This window comes from Halomonas sp. M4R1S46, assembly GCF_025725685.1.
Lineage (GTDB): Bacteria > Pseudomonadota > Gammaproteobacteria > Pseudomonadales > Halomonadaceae > Halomonas.
The window spans coordinates 2,727,485-2,742,959 of the sequence record NZ_CP107008.1 but is presented as its reverse complement, the minus strand read 5'-3'; the positions used below and the strand labels follow the sequence as shown (position 1 = coordinate 2,742,959).

The 15,475-nt window shown below is 66.4% G+C and carries 16 protein-coding genes and 2 tRNA genes; 12 read left to right on the top strand and 6 right to left on the bottom strand.

What is annotated here, in order from left to right; genetic code table 11:
- Position 1 precedes the first annotated feature (1 nt).
- Positions 2-697, top strand: coding sequence for a hypothetical protein (locus tag OCT48_RS12850; protein WP_263589524.1), 696 nt, complete (start codon positions 2-4; stop codon positions 695-697).
- 70 nt (positions 698-767) lie between these two features.
- Here the strand turns inward: OCT48_RS12850 and OCT48_RS12845 are convergent, their stop codons facing one another.
- Positions 768-1,394, bottom strand: coding sequence for a TetR family transcriptional regulator (locus tag OCT48_RS12845; protein WP_263589523.1), 627 nt, complete (start codon positions 1,392-1,394; stop codon positions 768-770).
- 164 nt (positions 1,395-1,558) lie between these two features.
- Between OCT48_RS12845 and OCT48_RS12840 the strand changes: the two genes are divergently transcribed.
- Complete coding sequence (locus OCT48_RS12840; RefSeq protein ID WP_263589522.1) at positions 1,559-2,590, top strand: succinylglutamate desuccinylase/aspartoacylase family protein; 1,032 nt, start codon at positions 1,559-1,561, stop codon at positions 2,588-2,590.
- Here OCT48_RS12840 and dusA read toward each other — a convergent pair whose 3' ends face one another.
- On the bottom strand, positions 2,591-3,586 hold the full coding sequence (gene dusA, locus OCT48_RS12835) for a tRNA dihydrouridine(20/20a) synthase DusA (protein WP_263589521.1): 996 nt from the start codon (positions 3,584-3,586) through the stop codon (positions 2,591-2,593).
- Positions 3,587-3,754: 168 nt separating this feature from the next.
- Here dusA and OCT48_RS12830 point away from each other — a divergent pair, with 168 nt between their 5' ends.
- The 3 genes from OCT48_RS12830 (at position 3,755) to OCT48_RS12820 (ending at position 5,066) form a co-directional block, all read left to right on the top strand.
- The gene (locus OCT48_RS12830) at positions 3,755-3,991 is read left to right on the top strand and encodes a hypothetical protein (protein ID WP_263589520.1); all 237 of its coding nucleotides are present in this window, start codon (positions 3,755-3,757) and stop codon (positions 3,989-3,991) included.
- 91 nt (positions 3,992-4,082) lie between these two features.
- Positions 4,083-4,403: a TraR/DksA family transcriptional regulator gene (locus OCT48_RS12825; protein WP_263589519.1), complete on the top strand. Its 321-nt coding sequence runs from the start codon at positions 4,083-4,085 to the stop codon at positions 4,401-4,403.
- A 60-nt stretch (positions 4,404-4,463) separates the two neighbouring features.
- A complete protein-coding gene (locus tag OCT48_RS12820) occupies positions 4,464-5,066 on the top strand; it encodes a hypothetical protein (RefSeq protein ID WP_263589518.1) in 603 nt (200 codons plus the stop codon).
- 14 nt (positions 5,067-5,080) lie between these two features.
- Here the strand turns inward: OCT48_RS12820 and OCT48_RS12815 are convergent, their stop codons facing one another.
- A complete protein-coding gene (locus OCT48_RS12815) occupies positions 5,081-5,668 on the bottom strand; it encodes a helix-turn-helix domain-containing protein (RefSeq protein ID WP_263589517.1) in 588 nt (195 codons plus the stop codon).
- Between the two features lie 428 nt (positions 5,669-6,096).
- On the opposite strand from OCT48_RS12815, the gene gltX reads away from it, so the two are divergent.
- A complete protein-coding gene (gltX, locus tag OCT48_RS12810; RefSeq protein ID WP_263589516.1) occupies positions 6,097-7,575 on the top strand; it encodes a glutamate--tRNA ligase in 1,479 nt (492 codons plus the stop codon).
- 136 nt (positions 7,576-7,711) lie between these two features.
- Here gltX and OCT48_RS12805 read toward each other — a convergent pair whose 3' ends face one another.
- Complete coding sequence (locus OCT48_RS12805) at positions 7,712-8,662, bottom strand: IS481 family transposase (protein WP_263589515.1); 951 nt, start codon at positions 8,660-8,662, stop codon at positions 7,712-7,714.
- A 215-nt stretch (positions 8,663-8,877) separates the two neighbouring features.
- Between OCT48_RS12805 and OCT48_RS12800 the strand changes: the two genes are divergently transcribed.
- Positions 8,878-8,953: transfer RNA gene (locus tag OCT48_RS12800), tRNA-Ala, on the top strand.
- Positions 8,954-8,975: 22 nt separating this feature from the next.
- Positions 8,976-9,051, top strand: a tRNA-Glu gene (locus OCT48_RS12795).
- Between the two features lie 428 nt (positions 9,052-9,479).
- On the opposite strand, the gene OCT48_RS12790 is transcribed toward OCT48_RS12795, so the two are convergent.
- Positions 9,480-10,370 (bottom strand): NAD(P)-dependent oxidoreductase, encoded by an 891-nt coding sequence (locus OCT48_RS12790; protein ID WP_263589514.1) that lies wholly within the window; start codon positions 10,368-10,370, stop codon positions 9,480-9,482.
- An 85-nt stretch (positions 10,371-10,455) separates the two neighbouring features.
- Positions 10,456-11,742, bottom strand: a complete 1,287-nt coding sequence (gene gltA, locus OCT48_RS12785) for a citrate synthase (protein WP_263589513.1) — start codon at positions 11,740-11,742, stop codon at positions 10,456-10,458.
- Between the two features lie 457 nt (positions 11,743-12,199).
- Here gltA and sdhC point away from each other — a divergent pair, with 457 nt between their 5' ends.
- The 4 genes from sdhC to OCT48_RS12765 are packed head-to-tail and all read left to right on the top strand — an operon-like array spanning position 12,200 to position 15,416.
- Positions 12,200-12,577, top strand: a complete 378-nt coding sequence (gene sdhC, locus OCT48_RS12780; RefSeq protein WP_263589512.1) for a succinate dehydrogenase, cytochrome b556 subunit — start codon at positions 12,200-12,202, stop codon at positions 12,575-12,577.
- A complete protein-coding gene (sdhD, locus tag OCT48_RS12775; RefSeq protein ID WP_263589511.1) occupies positions 12,571-12,918 on the top strand; it encodes a succinate dehydrogenase, hydrophobic membrane anchor protein in 348 nt (115 codons plus the stop codon). The genes sdhC and sdhD overlap by 7 nt, the downstream gene beginning before the upstream one ends.
- A 3-nt stretch (positions 12,919-12,921) precedes the next feature.
- Entirely contained in the window at positions 12,922-14,694 is a 1,773-nt protein-coding gene (sdhA, locus tag OCT48_RS12770; RefSeq protein WP_263589510.1) for a succinate dehydrogenase flavoprotein subunit, read from the top strand.
- 11 nt (positions 14,695-14,705) lie between these two features.
- The gene (locus OCT48_RS12765; RefSeq protein ID WP_183381841.1) at positions 14,706-15,416 is read left to right on the top strand and encodes a succinate dehydrogenase iron-sulfur subunit; all 711 of its coding nucleotides are present in this window, start codon (positions 14,706-14,708) and stop codon (positions 15,414-15,416) included.
- Positions 15,417-15,475 lie beyond the last annotated feature (59 nt).

Here is a 15,475-nt window from a genome sequence, read left to right as displayed (position 1 = left end):
CATGAATGCCCTTCTCGATCTCGCCACGAGCTTTCCGCTGGTCGTCTTCACCGGGCTGCTGGTGCTGCTGGGCGTCTACTGGCTGCTGGTGCTGCTGCGCCTGGCCCCGACCGAGCTCTTCGAGCACGACAGCCTCAAGGAGGAGCACCTGGCCAGCACCATGGTCTCGCTGGGCTTCGCCGGGGTGCCCGTGTCGCTGGCGCTGAGCGTGCTGATCGTCCTGGCGGGCGGGCTGACCCTGGTCGTCGAACTGGCGGTGCTGCGCTGGCTGCCCCTGGGGCTGTTCCGGATCCCGCTGGGGGTGCTGGTCCTGTGGGGCGCCTTCGCCCTGGCCTCGCCCCTGGCGGCCGCGCTATGCCAGCGGCTGCATCGTCGGCTGCACCGTGCGCCCGAGCGCCTGCCGCGGTGCCTGCTCGGCGAACGGGTGCGCGTCACCGCCGAGGCCGGCGCCGATGGGCGCGTCACGGCCGTGCTGGACGAGGATGACCGTCATGAGGTGGTATTGCTGGGCAAGCCGGGCCACCTGCCCAGGCCGGGCGAGCGGCACGTCCTGGTCAAGTACCTGCCGGAAGCCGACGGTTATCGTTCGGTGCTGGAACGGGATTTCCTGGACGCCCATACGCGCCTGATGCGCCTGCACATGCGCAAGCGCCACCATCGCCCCGGAGGACGCAACGGCTCGGCGTCCTCCGCTTAGCGCCTGTCGGACTTGACGCTGATCGGCGGTGACGCTCGGTCCAGGCCGACAGGTTGCTGGGTCTACACGCCTAGGCGGGCGGGGGCTGGCGGCTCAGCAGGGCCAGCTGGGCATCGACCAGGGCCATGCCATGCTCGCGCAGGGAGAAGGCCCGGGTGTCGCGTAGCCAGTCATGGAACAGGCCGCTGAGCAGCGTCTGCAGCAGGCGGGTGGCGAGTTCCGGGGCGATGTCCGTCCGGAGCAGGCCCTGGGCGTGGGCCGCGTCGAAGTAGTCCCCCAGAGCCGCCAGGCATTCGTCGGCCATCTCGCTCTGCATGGCGCCGGGGTCGATGTCGCTGAAGAATTCGCAGCGGTGCACGAGGATGGCATGCACGCGGCGATGGCGGGGCTGTTCCAGGCGCAGGAAGCCCTGCTGGCAGCCCAGCCGGATGGCCTGGAGGGGCGAGGCGGCGGCGCCCGGGTCCTCGGCCTCGTCGACCAGCTCCTGGAAGGGCATGCGGACCCGGTCCATCATCGCCCGGAACAGGTCGGCCTTGTTGCGGAAGTGCCAGTAGACGGCGCCCCGGGTCAGTCCGGCGTGGCGGGCGATCTGCTCCAGGGAAGTGCGGGCGACGCCTTTCTCGAAGAACACCTCCTCGGCGGCATCCAGCAGCGCCGCCCGGGTGGCCTCGGCTTCGGCCTTGGTACGTCTGGCCATGGGGATTTCGCCTCCGGGAGAAAGTCGTCTCATTCTACCGGAGCCGCCGGCTGTTTTACATTCGTTCGTGTATGCCAATCGCCGTTTCGGGGCTCGTCATTTGCCGGTGGCGGGCGTATAACGGGACATGAGGAAACACTGTTTTTGTCATTCAAGGACGGTCCATGGCCCGTGCCCCCTTCGAACTCGCCGGTGTCCGGGTGGCGCCGGGATCCCGCAGCCAGATCGACGTGCCCGTGGCGCGTCTCTATACCCATGCCCCCCTGTACATCCCGGTGGAGGTGGTGCATGGGCGCCAGCCCGGACCGGTGCTGCTGGTGTGTGGCGGCATCCATGGCGACGAGATCAATGGCGTGGAGATCGTGCGGCGCCTGCTGCGTTCCCGCCAGATCCAGCGCCTGCGCGGGACCCTGATCGGGGTACCCATCGTCAACGTCTTCGGCTTCGTGCAGCACAGTCGCTACCTGCCGGATCGTCGCGACCTCAATCGCTGCTTTCCCGGCAGCGAGTCCGGTTCCCTGGGGGGGCGGGTGGCGGCCCTGTTCCGTCAGCAGATCGTCGACCACGCGACCCACATCATCGACCTGCACACCGGCGCCATCCATCGCACCAACCTGCCCCAGATCCGGGCCCAGCTCACCCCCGATGGCGAGACCGAGCGCATGGCCAACGCCTTCGGCGCGCCGGTCATCCTCAACGCCGACCTGCGTGAGGGGAGCCTGCGTCACCATGCCCAGACCCGCGGCATCCCGGTGCTGACCTACGAGGCCGGCGAGGCGCTGCGCTTCGACGAGTGGGCGATCGCCCCCGGGGTGCGGGGCGTGTTGCGGGTGATGCGCCGGCTGGGCATGCTCAGCGGCGAGCAGCGCCGGCGCTCGCCGCCGGCGGCGGAGGTCGCCAATGGCTCGAGCTGGGCGCGGGCCCCCATCGACGGCATCCTCAGGCCCCAGGTACGGCTCGGTGCGCGGGTGGCCGAGGGGGAATTGCTGGGGCGGGTGGCCGATCCCTTCGGCAACGCCGAGGGGGAAGTGCGCTCCATCGCCGACGGTATCGTCATCGGCATGGGGCGACTGCCGCTGGTCAACGAGGGCGAGGCGCTCTTCCATATTGCCCGCTTCGATGCCATCGAGGAGGCGGAGAGTGCCGTGGAGACCTTCCAGTCCAGCCTGGAACCGCCCCCGGATGCGCTCTATTGATCAGCCGGCCAGGGCGGGCTCGGGCGCCGGTACCAGGCCCAGGGCATCGTCGAACACCGCCAGGCCGGCCCCGTCGCGGTGGGCGTTCTCGGACAGGTGGCGCCGGAAGCGGCGACCGCCGGGGCAGCCCTGGAAGAGCCCGAGCAGGTGGCGGGTGAGATGGTTGAGCCGCGCGCCCTCCTCGAGGCGGCTGGCGATATAGGGGCGCAGGGCCTCGGCCGCGGCATGGCGGCTCGCCGCCGGGCCCGGCTCACCGTAGAGGTGCCGGTCGACGCCGGCCAGCAGCCAGGGGTTCTGGTAGGCCTCGCGGCCGACCATCACGCTGTCGACGTGGCGCAGCTGTTCCCGGCAGCCGTCGAGGGTCTTGAGCCCCCCGTTGATGCCGATGTGCAGCTCGGGGTGCCGGGCCTTGAGCCGGTGGATCCGGGGATAGTTCAGCGGCGGGACGTCGCGGTTCTCCTTGGGAGAGAGGCCGTCCAGCCAGGCCTTGCGGGCATGCACGATGAACACCTCGCAGCCGGCCTCGGCGACGGTGTCGATGAAGCGGGCCAGGTCGGCGTCCTCGTCCTGGTCGTCGATGCCGATGCGACACTTCACGGTGACCGGGATCGACACCGCCGCGCGCATGGCCCTGACGGCCGCGGCCACCTTGTCGGGGTGCGCCATCAGGCAGGCGCCGATCAGGTTGTTCTGCACCCGGTCGCTGGGGCAGCCGACATTGAGGTTCACCTCGTCGTAGCCCCAGGCCTCGGCGATGGCCGCGCACTCGGCGAGCTCCCCGGCGTCGCTACCGCCGAGCTGCAGGGCCAGCGGGTGTTCGACTGCATCGTAGCCAAGGAAGCGCTCGCGGGGGCTGCCGTGAAGGATGGCGCCGGTGGTCACCATCTCGGTGTACAGCAGGGCGCGCCGGGTCAGGGTCCGGGCGAAGGCGCGATAGTCGCGGGTCGTCCAGTCCATCATCGGCGCGACGGAGAAGGTGCGGTCGAGATCGGTCATCGGGCATCACGGGCAAGGGGCCAGGGAGAGCGTATTCTACCAGTCGCGGCGCAGGTTGCGAGGGGCGGCGGGTGCCGATGCCGGCACGATCGGCCCCGTCGCCCGGGATATCCCCCATACTGCATGGATCGGCGAGGCGTTTTGCCTGGCCGTCGCGAGGAGCCAGGCATGCATGACGATCTCACTACCTCCCAGCAGGATCTGCTGGCCCGCGTGCTCCAGCACGGGGGCGTGCTGTCCGCGCCCTTCGGGCATGTCGGGGAGGACAGCCAGTTGCCCGGGATGCTGAAGGATATCGATCGTCTGGAAGCTCAGGGGCTGCTAAGGGTGCTGCGGGAGGCTCGGGGGGCGCCCGAGCGCCTCGAGCTCACCGACGCCGGGTATGCCCGCCTGGGCATGACCTGATCGGCGAGCGCTGCGGCGTCAGCGCCTATGCTAGGAGAAGCGGCGGCGAACGGCCCGCCGCCTCGAGGCATGTTCAGGCAGGAGACACGGCATGAGCGATCGGCAGCAACAGCTGGAACGGCTGCGGGACGAACTCAAGGAGCGGCTGGAGCGCTATCAGGCGCACCGGCAGCGGGCGGGCGGTCCGGTGGACAAGGACATGGAGGATCAGCCCCTGCAGACGCGGGACGACGAGGTGGTGGCTTCCCTCGAGGCCGAGGCCGAGGAAGAGCTCAGTCAGGTGCGCCATGCCCTGGCCCGCATCCGCGAGGGCCAGGGGGATATCTGCGAGCGCTGTGGCGAGGTCATCGACGCCGGGCGCCTGGGGGCCGTGCCCTATGCCACCCTGTGCCGGGAGTGCAGCACGGCCTGATCGGAGCAGGCGGCACTCGATGTTAGGCTGGCGATGTAGCCATGGTCACGGAGGGCGTGCATGAAGGCATGGAGATGGAGTGGCGTGGCCGGTGTGCTGCTCTTGCTGGTCGGCTGCGGCGGCAGCGAGGATGCCGATTCCGCGTCCGATGACGCAGAGCGGCTCGGCGGTGTGGCCCAGCCCCAGACACAGGCACAGCCGACGGCGCCGCCATCACCCGAGGTCGCACCCCTCGACGAGGCCGTGGCGGTCGACGTCTCGGCGCGACTGGGCAGTGACCGCCGCCTGCTGGTCGAGGGCACCACCAACCTGCCGGATGACACTCGCCTGCAGGTCCTGGTGGAGCGTGAGGCGAGCGGCGTGCGCTGGCAGGAACGCACCGAGGTCGAGGGTGGCCACTTCGCCGCGGGCCCGTTCGGCCCCGGCAGCGGCCTGCCGGATGGTGGCTATCGGATTACGGTCAACATGCCGGCGGTGAGCATCCAGCCCGCCGAGGTGCGGGCACGCCTCGGTGAGGAGGGGGAGTACCTGAGCGGTCCGCTGGTGCAGGAGTCCCGCCATGGCCTGGGGCGGGTGATCAGTGCCAGCGAGCGCTTCCTGGTCGGCAGCCAGCCGAGGCGGACCACCGATCAGGTGGAGGTGCAGTCACTGGAACTGGAGTGAGGGGGCGAGGCCGCTTAGAGGGGCTCGTGACGCCACAGGGCCACGAGCTTGGCGATCAGGCGGCAATCGGGTGTGTAGGGACGGGCCTCGGCGTCGTCCTGGCCCTGAAACATCAACTCCCCGGTGGGCCCCTGGTGGACCCGGCGGATCACCAGGCGGCCGCCTTCCTCGACGAGATACAGGCCCGGCTGGCGGAAGATATCGGTGGGCGCGACGGCCGCCAGGTCACCCTGGGACAGGAAGTCGAAGGTCTCGCCCGGGGCCGGCGTCACCAGGTGACAGTCACCGTCCCAGCGCTGGCCCGGCGTCAGTTCCATCGGCAGCTCGATGCCCTTGGAGTTGCTGGCCTGCCAGGGCTCGGGAAGCTCATGGCGCAGGTAGAGGGGGGCGGGACGCGACGTGCCGCCGTCCAGTAGCGCCGAGAGCGGACAGTTCAGGGCCTGGGCCAGGGCCACCAGCCGCTCGTGGCCGATCTGCTTGATGGCCCCGGACTCCCAGTAGGAGATGGTCACGTCCGAGACGCCGACTCGGCGAGCCAGGGCGGCCTTGTTGAGCTTGGCCTCCAGCCTGAGCTGCTTGATCCGTGGGCCGAGTGTATCCATGACGCATACCTGTCAGTGGTAAGAAAGGAAGCATGGTCCGTGATCGTTCATGACTGTGCAATAGCGCGCATCAACGGTTGTTCGACCATCCCGTGTCGCCGTTATCACCAGGAAATCGGCTCGGCGTTCCAGTCGCGAAAATCGCCGCTGGCTGCCGGTGTCCGCCGCCCCAGGCCCCCCGGTCGGCGCAGTTCCAACGCGGCGGTCTTCATCAGCACCGGTCGGAGGCACCGGTCACCAGGGCCGAGAAGCCGTCGGGAAGTGGGGGCAGCATGGTCGCTCCGCGGGTCGTCGAGATATCCAGAGGTGGACCGCCGGGCTCGGAAATGATTCCACGGCCACGGCTGCCGGCCATGGGCGAGGTGCGTATAATGCGGCCATCCGCCCTGGCCTCAGGGCCTCCTTCCCACCATTGGACCAAGGACGACATGACCGTACGTACTCGTATCGCGCCGTCTCCCACCGGTGACCCCCATGTGGGCACTGCCTATATCGCCCTGTTCAACCTGTGTTTCGCGCGCCAGCACGGCGGGCAGTTCATCCTGCGGATCGAGGACACCGACCGGGTGCGTTCCACCGAGGAATCGGAGCAGATGATCCTCGACTCGCTGCGCTGGCTGGGGCTGGAATGGGATGAGGGGCCCGATGTGGGCGGCCCGCATGGCCCGTATCGCCAGAGCGAGCGCGGCGATATCTACGGCGAGTATGCCCGCCAGCTGATCGAGGCCGGCCATGCCTTCCGCTGCTACCGGACCAGCGACGAACTCGACGAGCTGCGCGAGGCCCGCAAGGCCGCCGGGCTGCACCTGGCGCTCAAGCCCGCCGACCTGGCTCTGCCCGCCGAGGAGCAGGCCCGCCGGGAGCGCGAGGGCTGGCCCCACGTGGTGCGCATGCGGGTGCCGGACAGCGGGGCCTGCGTGGTCGAGGACATGCTGCGTGGCGTCATCGAGGTGGACTGGGCCCAGGTCGATGCCCAGATCCTGCTCAAGTCCGACGGCATGCCGACCTACCACCTGGCCAACGTGGTCGATGACCACCTGATGGGGATCACCCATGTGCTGCGCGGGGAGGAGTGGATCAACTCCGCCCCCAAGCACCAGCTGCTCTACGAGTATTTCGGCTGGAAGATGCCGGTGCTCTGCCATATGCCGCTGTTGCGCAACCCGGACAAGTCCAAGCTCTCCAAGCGCAAGAATCCGACATCCATCAACTACTACCGCCGCATGGGCTTCCTGCCCCAGGCGGTGACCAACTACCTGGGGCGCATGGGCTGGTCGATGCCCGACGAGCGCGAGAAGTTCACCCTCGACGAGATGATGAGCCATTTCGACATCCAGCGGGTGTCCCTGGGCGGGCCGGTCTTCGACCTGCAGAAGCTGACCTGGCTGAACGGCCTCTACATCCGCGAGGACCTCGACGACGAGGCCTTCCTCAAGGCCCTGCGCGACTGGGCCTTCAACGAGGACTACGTGCGCCGGATCCTGCCCCAGGTGCGCCCGCGGGTGGAGACCCTGTCCGACGTGATGCCGCTGGCCGGACACTTCTTCTCGGGGCTGCCGGCGATCGAGGAGGGCGACTTCGACGCGGTCAAGCTGGGCCGCGAGGACCTGGTCAAGCTGCTGCAGTTTCTGGTGTGGCGCTTCGAGGCGGTCCCGGCCTGGCACAAGGAGAGCCTGCTCGTCGAGGTGAAGGCGCTCGCCGCCCACTTCGAGCTGAAGATGAAGGACTTCCTCGCCCCGGTCTTCATCGCCATCACCGGCTCGGCATCCAGCACCTCGGTGATGGATGCCATGGCCATCCTCGGTTCCGACATGACCCGGGCCCGTCTGCGCCATGCCATCGCGGTGCTCGGCGGCGTGTCCAAGAAGCAGGCCAAGCGCTTCGAAAAAGAATACCGCGAACTCTAATGTAATAGGAAAACGCAGAAGTTCCGTCGCGAGCGACGATAGGCTGGTCGCCGCCGGAGCATAGCGCCCGCAGTGTAGCCTGCTACATGAGGAATCGACCGGGCCGGCGCTCCGGCACCGCCGGCGGCCAGGATGGCTAGGTGTGTAAACCCACCAGGTTGTTCACGGAAAGCCTCAGCCGGCTAACCGGAGGCCGATAATCCAGACTGGCATGTGGCCGATGCCAGTTGTACTGATGAAGCCAGGCAGGCAGATGCCTGCCTCGCTCCTCCGAGTTGATGTATGACCGGGCGTAGGCCCATTCCCGCAGGGCGGTCTGAATGAACCGCTCTGCCTTGCCATTGGTGCGGGGCGTATAGGGTCGAGTGCGTTTGCGCTTCAGTCCCAGACGCTGGCACAGGCGGCGGAACGGCTTGGATTTGTAGCATCCACCATTGTCGGTCAGCACGCGCGAGAAGCGAATGCCCAGGTTCCTGTAGTAACGCACGGCCTCCAATAGGGCATAGCACGCACTCCAACCGGTTTCATCGGGATAGCGGGTGCCGAAAGCGACCCGCGAGTGATCGTCGATGGCGATGTGAACATACTCCCAGCCGGCGCCCCGCGTGTTCTGCTGGCGATCGCCGGTGACACGATGCCCTGGGCGTTCGAAGCGGCCGAGTTTCTTGATGTCCAGGTGCAGTAGATCTCCCGGCGCGTCATGCTCGTAACGATTCACGGGACGGGCAGGTGTCAAGGCCGAGAGACGATTCAGCCCCTCGCGTTCGAGGAGCCGTGCGACCGTGCTGTGTCCGATCCCTAACCGCTCGGCGATCTGGCGGTAGGTCTGGCGCTGCTGGCGACGCTCGAGGACCTGCTCGCGAACCTCGGCAGGGACCGCATGAGGGCAGCGACGGGGACGAGAAGAGCGGTTCTGCAGCCCGGCCTCACCCTCTTGCCGGTAGCGGCGCACCCACTTGTAGACCGTCCTCACACTGACGCCTTGCGCCTGGGCGACCTCCTCGGGCCGGAGCCCTTCGTCAACGACTCGGCGGACCAGCAGGGCTCGACCATGCGGTGTGAGACGGGCATTCTTATGGGTGTTCATCCGGGCCTCCTGGAGGTTGGTTTGGGTCGCACCTCCAATTGTCCGGGTAGGTTCCGGATGAACAACCTACCGAGAGATCACAGCTAGGCTCGTTCCCGACGAGCCTACGCACTTCCCACTTCCATGTGGGGCGTCGAGCGCAGCAGGAAATTCTCGATTTCCCGTTGACGAAGGCGATGGGAATCAGTACTATACGCCTCGTCTTCACGAGATGCGGGGCCTTAGCTCAGCTGGGAGAGCGCGACACTGGCAGTGTCGAGGTCAGCGGTTCGATCCCGCTAGGCTCCACCACCTTCTCGATCGAAGGCGATGCGTCCCATTCGTCTAGTGGTCCAGGACACCGCCCTTTCACGGCGGGAACAGGGGTTCGAACCCCCTATGGGACGCCACTCCTTCTTCAGGTATCTCCAGGCGCTGACGGCGTCTTTTTTTGTGTCCGCTTGCGGGGTGCCCTGCCATCCGGTGTCGGTCATCTCTCATACTATCGCATGGGAAAAGTGGTGCATTTCCTCTTGACTTGTCCACGCGCCCTGTTCCTGCGGCCCTTTCTGTGAATAATTCACCCGCCAGGCCCCGTGCCAGTGGGCTTCTTGTGTTAATCCTTTAAAATCAAGCAATTAGACTAGATCAAAAATTGATCAATCTAAGGCGAAGCCGCTGTTCATGGCGATTCGAGGCGCTTGTCTAGGGGTTTTGAACAGGTTTATCCACAGAATGTGTGGAAAACGCTACAGCGAGTGGGGAGGCTTGGCGGGGCGGAGGCGAGCCGGGCTGCCGGGAGGCGGGAGCGCGGTCGCAGCGCTCCCGCCCGCGGGCGTCACGCCTTGTCCGGGTCGCGCAGTCGGCGCAGCAGGGAAGAGGTGTCCCAGCGGCCGCCGCCCATCGCCTGGACCTCGGCGTAGAATTGATCCACCAGGGCGGTCACCGGCAGCCGGGCGCCGAGGCGTCGTGCCTGGTCCAGGCAGATTCCCAGATCCTTGCGCATCCAGTCCACCGCGAAGCCGTGCTCGTACTCATCTTCGATCATGGTTCGATGACGGTTGTCCATCTGCCAGGAGCCGGCGGCCCCCTGGCTGATCACCTCCACCACCCGGAGGGGATCGAGGCCGGCCCTGTCGGCGAAGTGCAGGCCCTCGGCCAGGCCCTGGATGAGCCCGCCGATGCAGATCTGGTTGACCATCTTGGTCAGCTGGCCGCTGCCGGCCGCTCCCATCAGGGTCACCGCCCGCCCGTACAGGTCGAGCAGGGGGCGGGCGCGCTCGAAATCGGCCAATGCGCCGCCGCACATGATGGTCAGCGTGCCCTGTTCCGCGCCCTGCTGTCCGCCGGACACGGGGGCATCGATGAAGCCGATGCCGTGCTCCCGGCAGGCGGCGTCGAGCTCGGCTGCCAGCTCGGCGGAGGCGGTGGTGTGGTCCACCAGCAGGCTGCCGGCGGCCATGCCCCCCAGGGCGCCCTCCGGCCCCGTGGTGACCTGGCGCACATCGTCGTCGTTGCCCACGCAGACCAGTACCAGGTCGGCGCCGTGGGCGGCCTCGCGGGGGGTGGGGTGGTGGCTGCCGCCATGCTCGGCCACCCAGGCGGCGGCCTTGTCGGCGGTGCGATTGTAGACCCGGACGTCGAGGTCGGCGCCGGCCAGGTGTCCGGCCATGGGGTGGCCCATGACGCCCAGCCCGATAAAGGCGATGCTGGAGATGTCTTGCGGCATGTTCGGTTTCCTCGCTTGGCGATCTGCGAAACGCAGAAGGCCGCCCGGGGGCGGCCTTCTTCAAGGGATGATGCGGAGTGGCGACTTACTCGCTGGGATAGTCGCGCTGGTCGTAACCCACGTAGAGCTGGCGCGGGCGGCCGATCTTGTAGCTCTCGCTGATCATCTCGTGCCAGTGGGAGATCCAGCCGATGGTCCGGGACACCGCGAAGATCACGGTGAACATGTTGGTCGGGATGCCCATGGCCTTGAGGATGATGCCGGAGTAGAAGTCGACGTTCGGGTACAGCTTGCGCTCGATGAAGTACTCGTCTTCCAGGGCGATCTGCTCCAGGCGCTTGGCGATCTTGAGCTGGGGATCGTCGGCCATGCCCAGTTCGGCCAGCACCTCGTCGCAGGTCTCCTTCATGACCTTGGCCCGCGGGTCGAAGTTGCGGTAGACGCGATGACCGAAGCCCATCAGCTTGAAGGGGTCGTCCTTGTCCTTGGCCTTGTCGATGAAGCGCTGGATGTTCTCCTCGGACTCGTCGCCGATCTCGTCGAGCATGTTCAGCACCGCCTCGTTGGCACCGCCATGGGCCGGGCCCCAGAGGGCAGCGATGCCGGCGCTGATGCAGGCGAAGGGATTGGCGCCGGTGGAGCCGGCCAGTCGCACCGTGGAGGTGGAGGCGTTCTGCTCGTGGTCGGCATGCAGCATGAAGATGCGGTCCATGGCCTTGGCGAACACCGGATTGACCCGATATTCCTCGCAGGGGTTGCTGAACATCATGTAGAGGAAGTTCTCTGCATAGCTCAGGTCGTTGCGAGGATAGTTGAACGGCTGGCCGACGTTGTACTTGTAGGACATGGCCGCGAGGGTCGGCATCTTGGCGATCAGGCGAATGGCACTGATCTCGCGGTCTTCCTGCTTGGTGATGTCCAGGTGGTCATGGTAGAAGGCCGCCAGGCCGCCGACCACGCCGCACAGGATGGACATCGGGTGGGCATCGCGACGGAAGCCCTTGTAGAAATTGGCCAGTTGCTCGTGGACCATGGTGTGGCCGCGCACGCGCCCCTCGAAATCCTGGTACTGGGCCTTGTCGGGCAGTTCGCCGAACAGCAGCAGGTAGCTCATCTCGACGAAGTTCGAGTTCTTGGCCAGCTGCTCGATGGGGTAGCCGCGGTGCAGCAGCACGCCCTTGCCACCATCGATGTAGGTGATGGCCGACTGGCAAGAGGAGGTCGCCATGAAGCCGGGGTCGTAGGTGAACAGGCCCTGTGCGCCGAGGCCGCGCACATCGATGACGTCTGGCCCCACGGTGCCCGAGTAGATCGGCAGCTCGATCGGCTGGTCCAGACCCTCTACCGTCAATGTCGCTTTCCTGTCAGCCATAACTGGCCTCCTCTCGAGTTCATGGTGGCGCGATAAGTCGTTATTTCGCAGAACTTGCCGGCGAAAAGGTTCGCCCACTATAGAAGCGTCTTCGAGATTGTCAATTAGCCCATTGACCTTCTCTCCATGTACGATGACCTCATTGCTGTAAAGGCCTTGCATGGGAAATGGTGCTCTGCATCATCCGCAGCCCAGGCCCGACGCGGCCCGCAGCGACATCGGGACAAACCCCCTTGGCGTCGGGATTTCGGGCGCTCGATGGGACCTTCCACCATGGTCGAGTCGGCGGGGCGCCATTTGTCATGGGTGGGGCATAACCCTATAATCTTGTCGCGCGACTGGCAGGAAACGACGATCACGACCGCAGAGTCATGATCCTGTCCCTTCCCGAAACCACCGCCCGTGTCGGGCCTCGCCCGAGCGCCCATCCGCGGGCCAAGAGAGTGTGTAGAGAGCCGTGAATAGCAAACGACCCGTAAATCTGGATCTGTCCACGATACAGTTCCCCCTCCCCGCCTTGACGTCGATTGCCCACCGCATCACCGGCGTCATCCTTTTCATCGGCCTGATCTTCGCTTTCTGGGCCTTCGACACGTCACTGTCGTCGCCCGCCGGCTTCGCGGCCGTGAACGATGCCCTGGCCCACAACTTCCTGGCCAAGCTGGTCGCCTGGGGCCTGCTGTCGGCGCTGGCGTTCCACTTCGTGGCGGGCATCAAGCACCTGCTGATGGATATCGACATCGGCGTGACCCTCGAGGGGGGTGTCAAGAAGGCACAGATCACCGTCGTGGTGAGCGTGGTCCTGATCATTCTGGCTGGAGTCTGGGTATGGTAACCAACGTCACGAACTTCGGACGCAGCGGTCTTTCCGACTGGCTCGTCCAGCGCGTCTCGGCCATCATCCTGGCCCTCTACACCCTCTTCATCGTTGGCTACCTGCTGTTCCATCCGGGCCTGGATTACGCGGCCTGGAGCGGACTTTTCGCCCAGACATGGATGCGCATCTTCTCGCTGCTGGCCTTCGTGTCCCTGTCCGCCCACGCCTGGGTCGGTCTGTGGACCGTGACCACCGACTATCTCAAGCCGACCGGCATTCGTATCGCCACCCAGACCGTCATCATCCTGGCCATCTTCGTGTTCCTGGTCTGGGGCATCCAAGTTCTGTGGGGAGCCTGATCCATGTCCAACCTGCGTAGCCTGACGTTCGACGCCATCATCATCGGCGGTGGCGGTGCCGGCCTGCGGGCCGCCCTCGAGCTGGCCAAATCCGGCAAGAAGACCGCCGTGCTCTCCAAGGTCTTCCCGACCCGCTCGCACACCGTATCCGCCCAGGGCGGCATCACCTGTGCCATCGCCTCCGCCGACCCCAACGACGACTGGCGCTGGCACATGTATGACACCGTCAAGGGCGGCGACTACATCGCCGACCAGGACGCGGCCGAATACATGTGCTCCGAGGGCCCCAAGGCGGTGTTCGAGCTCGAGCACATGGGCCTGCCGTTCTCCCGCTTCGACAACGGCCGCATCTACCAGCGCCCGTTCGGCGGCCAGTCCAAGAACTTCGGTGAGGGCGGCCAGGCGGCCCGCACCTGCGCCGCCGCCGACCGGACCGGCCATGCGCTGCTGCATACGCTCTACCAGAACAACCTGAAGAACAATACCACCTTCCTCAACGAGTGGTACGCCGTCGACTTGGTCAAGAACGCCAACGGCGATGTCGTCGGCTGCATCGCCATGGACATCGAGACCGGGGAGGTGGTTCACGTCAAGTCCAAGGCCACCGTGCTGGCCACCGGCGGCTCCGGCCGGATCTATGCCTCCACCACCAACGCCCTGATCAATACCGGCGACGGCATCGGCATGGCCCTGCGCGCCGGCTTCCCGATGCAGGACATGGAGATGTGGCAGTTCCACCCCACCGGCATCTACGGCGCCGGTACCCTGGTGACCGAGGGCTGCCGTGGCGAGGGCGGCTACCTGGTCAACAAGGACGGCGAGCGCTTCATGGAGCGTTATGCTCCCAACGCCAAGGACCTGGCCGGCCGTGACGTGGTGGCCCGCTCCATGGTCATGGAGATCCTCGAGGGCCGCGGCTGCGGCGAGAACGGCGATCACGTCTACCTCAAGCTGGATCACCTGGGCGAGGAGGTCCTCGGCAAGCGCCTGCCGGGGATCGTTGAGCTGTCCAAGACCTTCGCCCACGTGGACCCGGCCAAGGAGCCGATCCCGGTAGTGCCGACCTGCCACTACATGATGGGGGGCGTGCCCACCAATGTGCATGGCCAGGCGATCATGCAGGATGCCGAGGGCAACGACCAAGTCGTCAACGGCCTGTTCGCCTGCGGCGAGGCGGCCTGTGTCTCGGTGCACGGCGCCAACCGCCTGGGCGGCAACTCGCTGCTCGACCTGGTGGTCTTCGGCCGTGCCGCCGGCATGTTCATCGAGAGCGCCCTCAACGAGGGCATCGAGTACCTCGATGCCAGCGAGTCCGACGTCGAGTCGGCCATGCAGCGCATGAACCGCTGGAACGCGTCCGAGAGCGGCGAGACCGTGCCCGAGCTCAAGCGCGAGCTGCAGGACATCATGCAGAACGCCTTCGGCGTCTTCCGTCAGGAGGACAACATGCAGAAGGGCGTCAAGCAGCTCGCCGAGCTCCGTGAGCGCATCGACAACGCCTACCTGCCGGACAAGTCGAACACCTTCAACACCGCTCGGGTGGAGGCGCTGGAGCTCGACAACCTGATGGAGGTCGCCGAGGCCACCGCCATCGCCGCCCTGGAGCGCAAGGAGAGTCGCGGCGCCCATTCCCGCTACGACTATCCGGACCGCGACGACGTCAACTGGCTGAAGCATTCGATGTACTTCCCGGCCGAGAAGCGACTGGGACAGCGCGAGGTCAACTTCGCGCCCAAGACCGTCGACATGTTCGAGCCGAAAGTCCGCACTTACTGAGGGGAGTCACGATGTCCAAGCTTCAGGTATCCCTGTACCGCTACAACCCGGAAACGGACTCCGCCCCCTACATGGAGGAGTTCCAGGTCGATACCCAGGGTCGCGACCTGATGGTGCTGGATGTGCTGCATCTGGTGAAGGAACAGGACAACGGCCTGGCCTACCGCCGCAGCTGCCGCGAGGGCGTGTGCGGTTCCGACGGCATGAACATGAACGGCAAGAACGGCCTGGCCTGCATCACGCCGCTCTCCGAGGTGGTCAAGAAGGGCAAGCTCACGCTGCGTCCGCTGCCCGGCCTGCCGGTCATCCGTGACCTGGTGGTCGACATGGGGCTGTTCTACAAGCAGTACGAGCGCATCCAGCCGTACCTGCAGAACGACCAGCCGGCGCCGGCCATCGAGCGCCTGCAGTCACCGGAGGAGCGCGACAAGCTCGACGGCCTCTACGAGTGCATCCTGTGTGCCTGCTGCTCGACCGCCTGCCCGTCGTTCTGGTGGAACCCGGACAAGTTCGTCGGTCCGGCCGGCCTGCTGCAGGCCTACCGTTTCCTGGCGGATTCCCGGGACGAGGCCACCCGCGAGCGCCTGTCCGAACTGGAGGACCCGTTCTCCGTGTTTCGTTGCCGCGGCATCATGAACTGCGTGGCGGTCTGCCCGAAGGGCCTCAACCCGACACGGGCGATCGGCAAGATCCGCGAGATGCTGCTGGCGAATGCCACTTAAATCGTGGCCGTCGGCTTGTTATCATACGCACCGGCCCTGAGCTGCGGCACGTGGTCGCA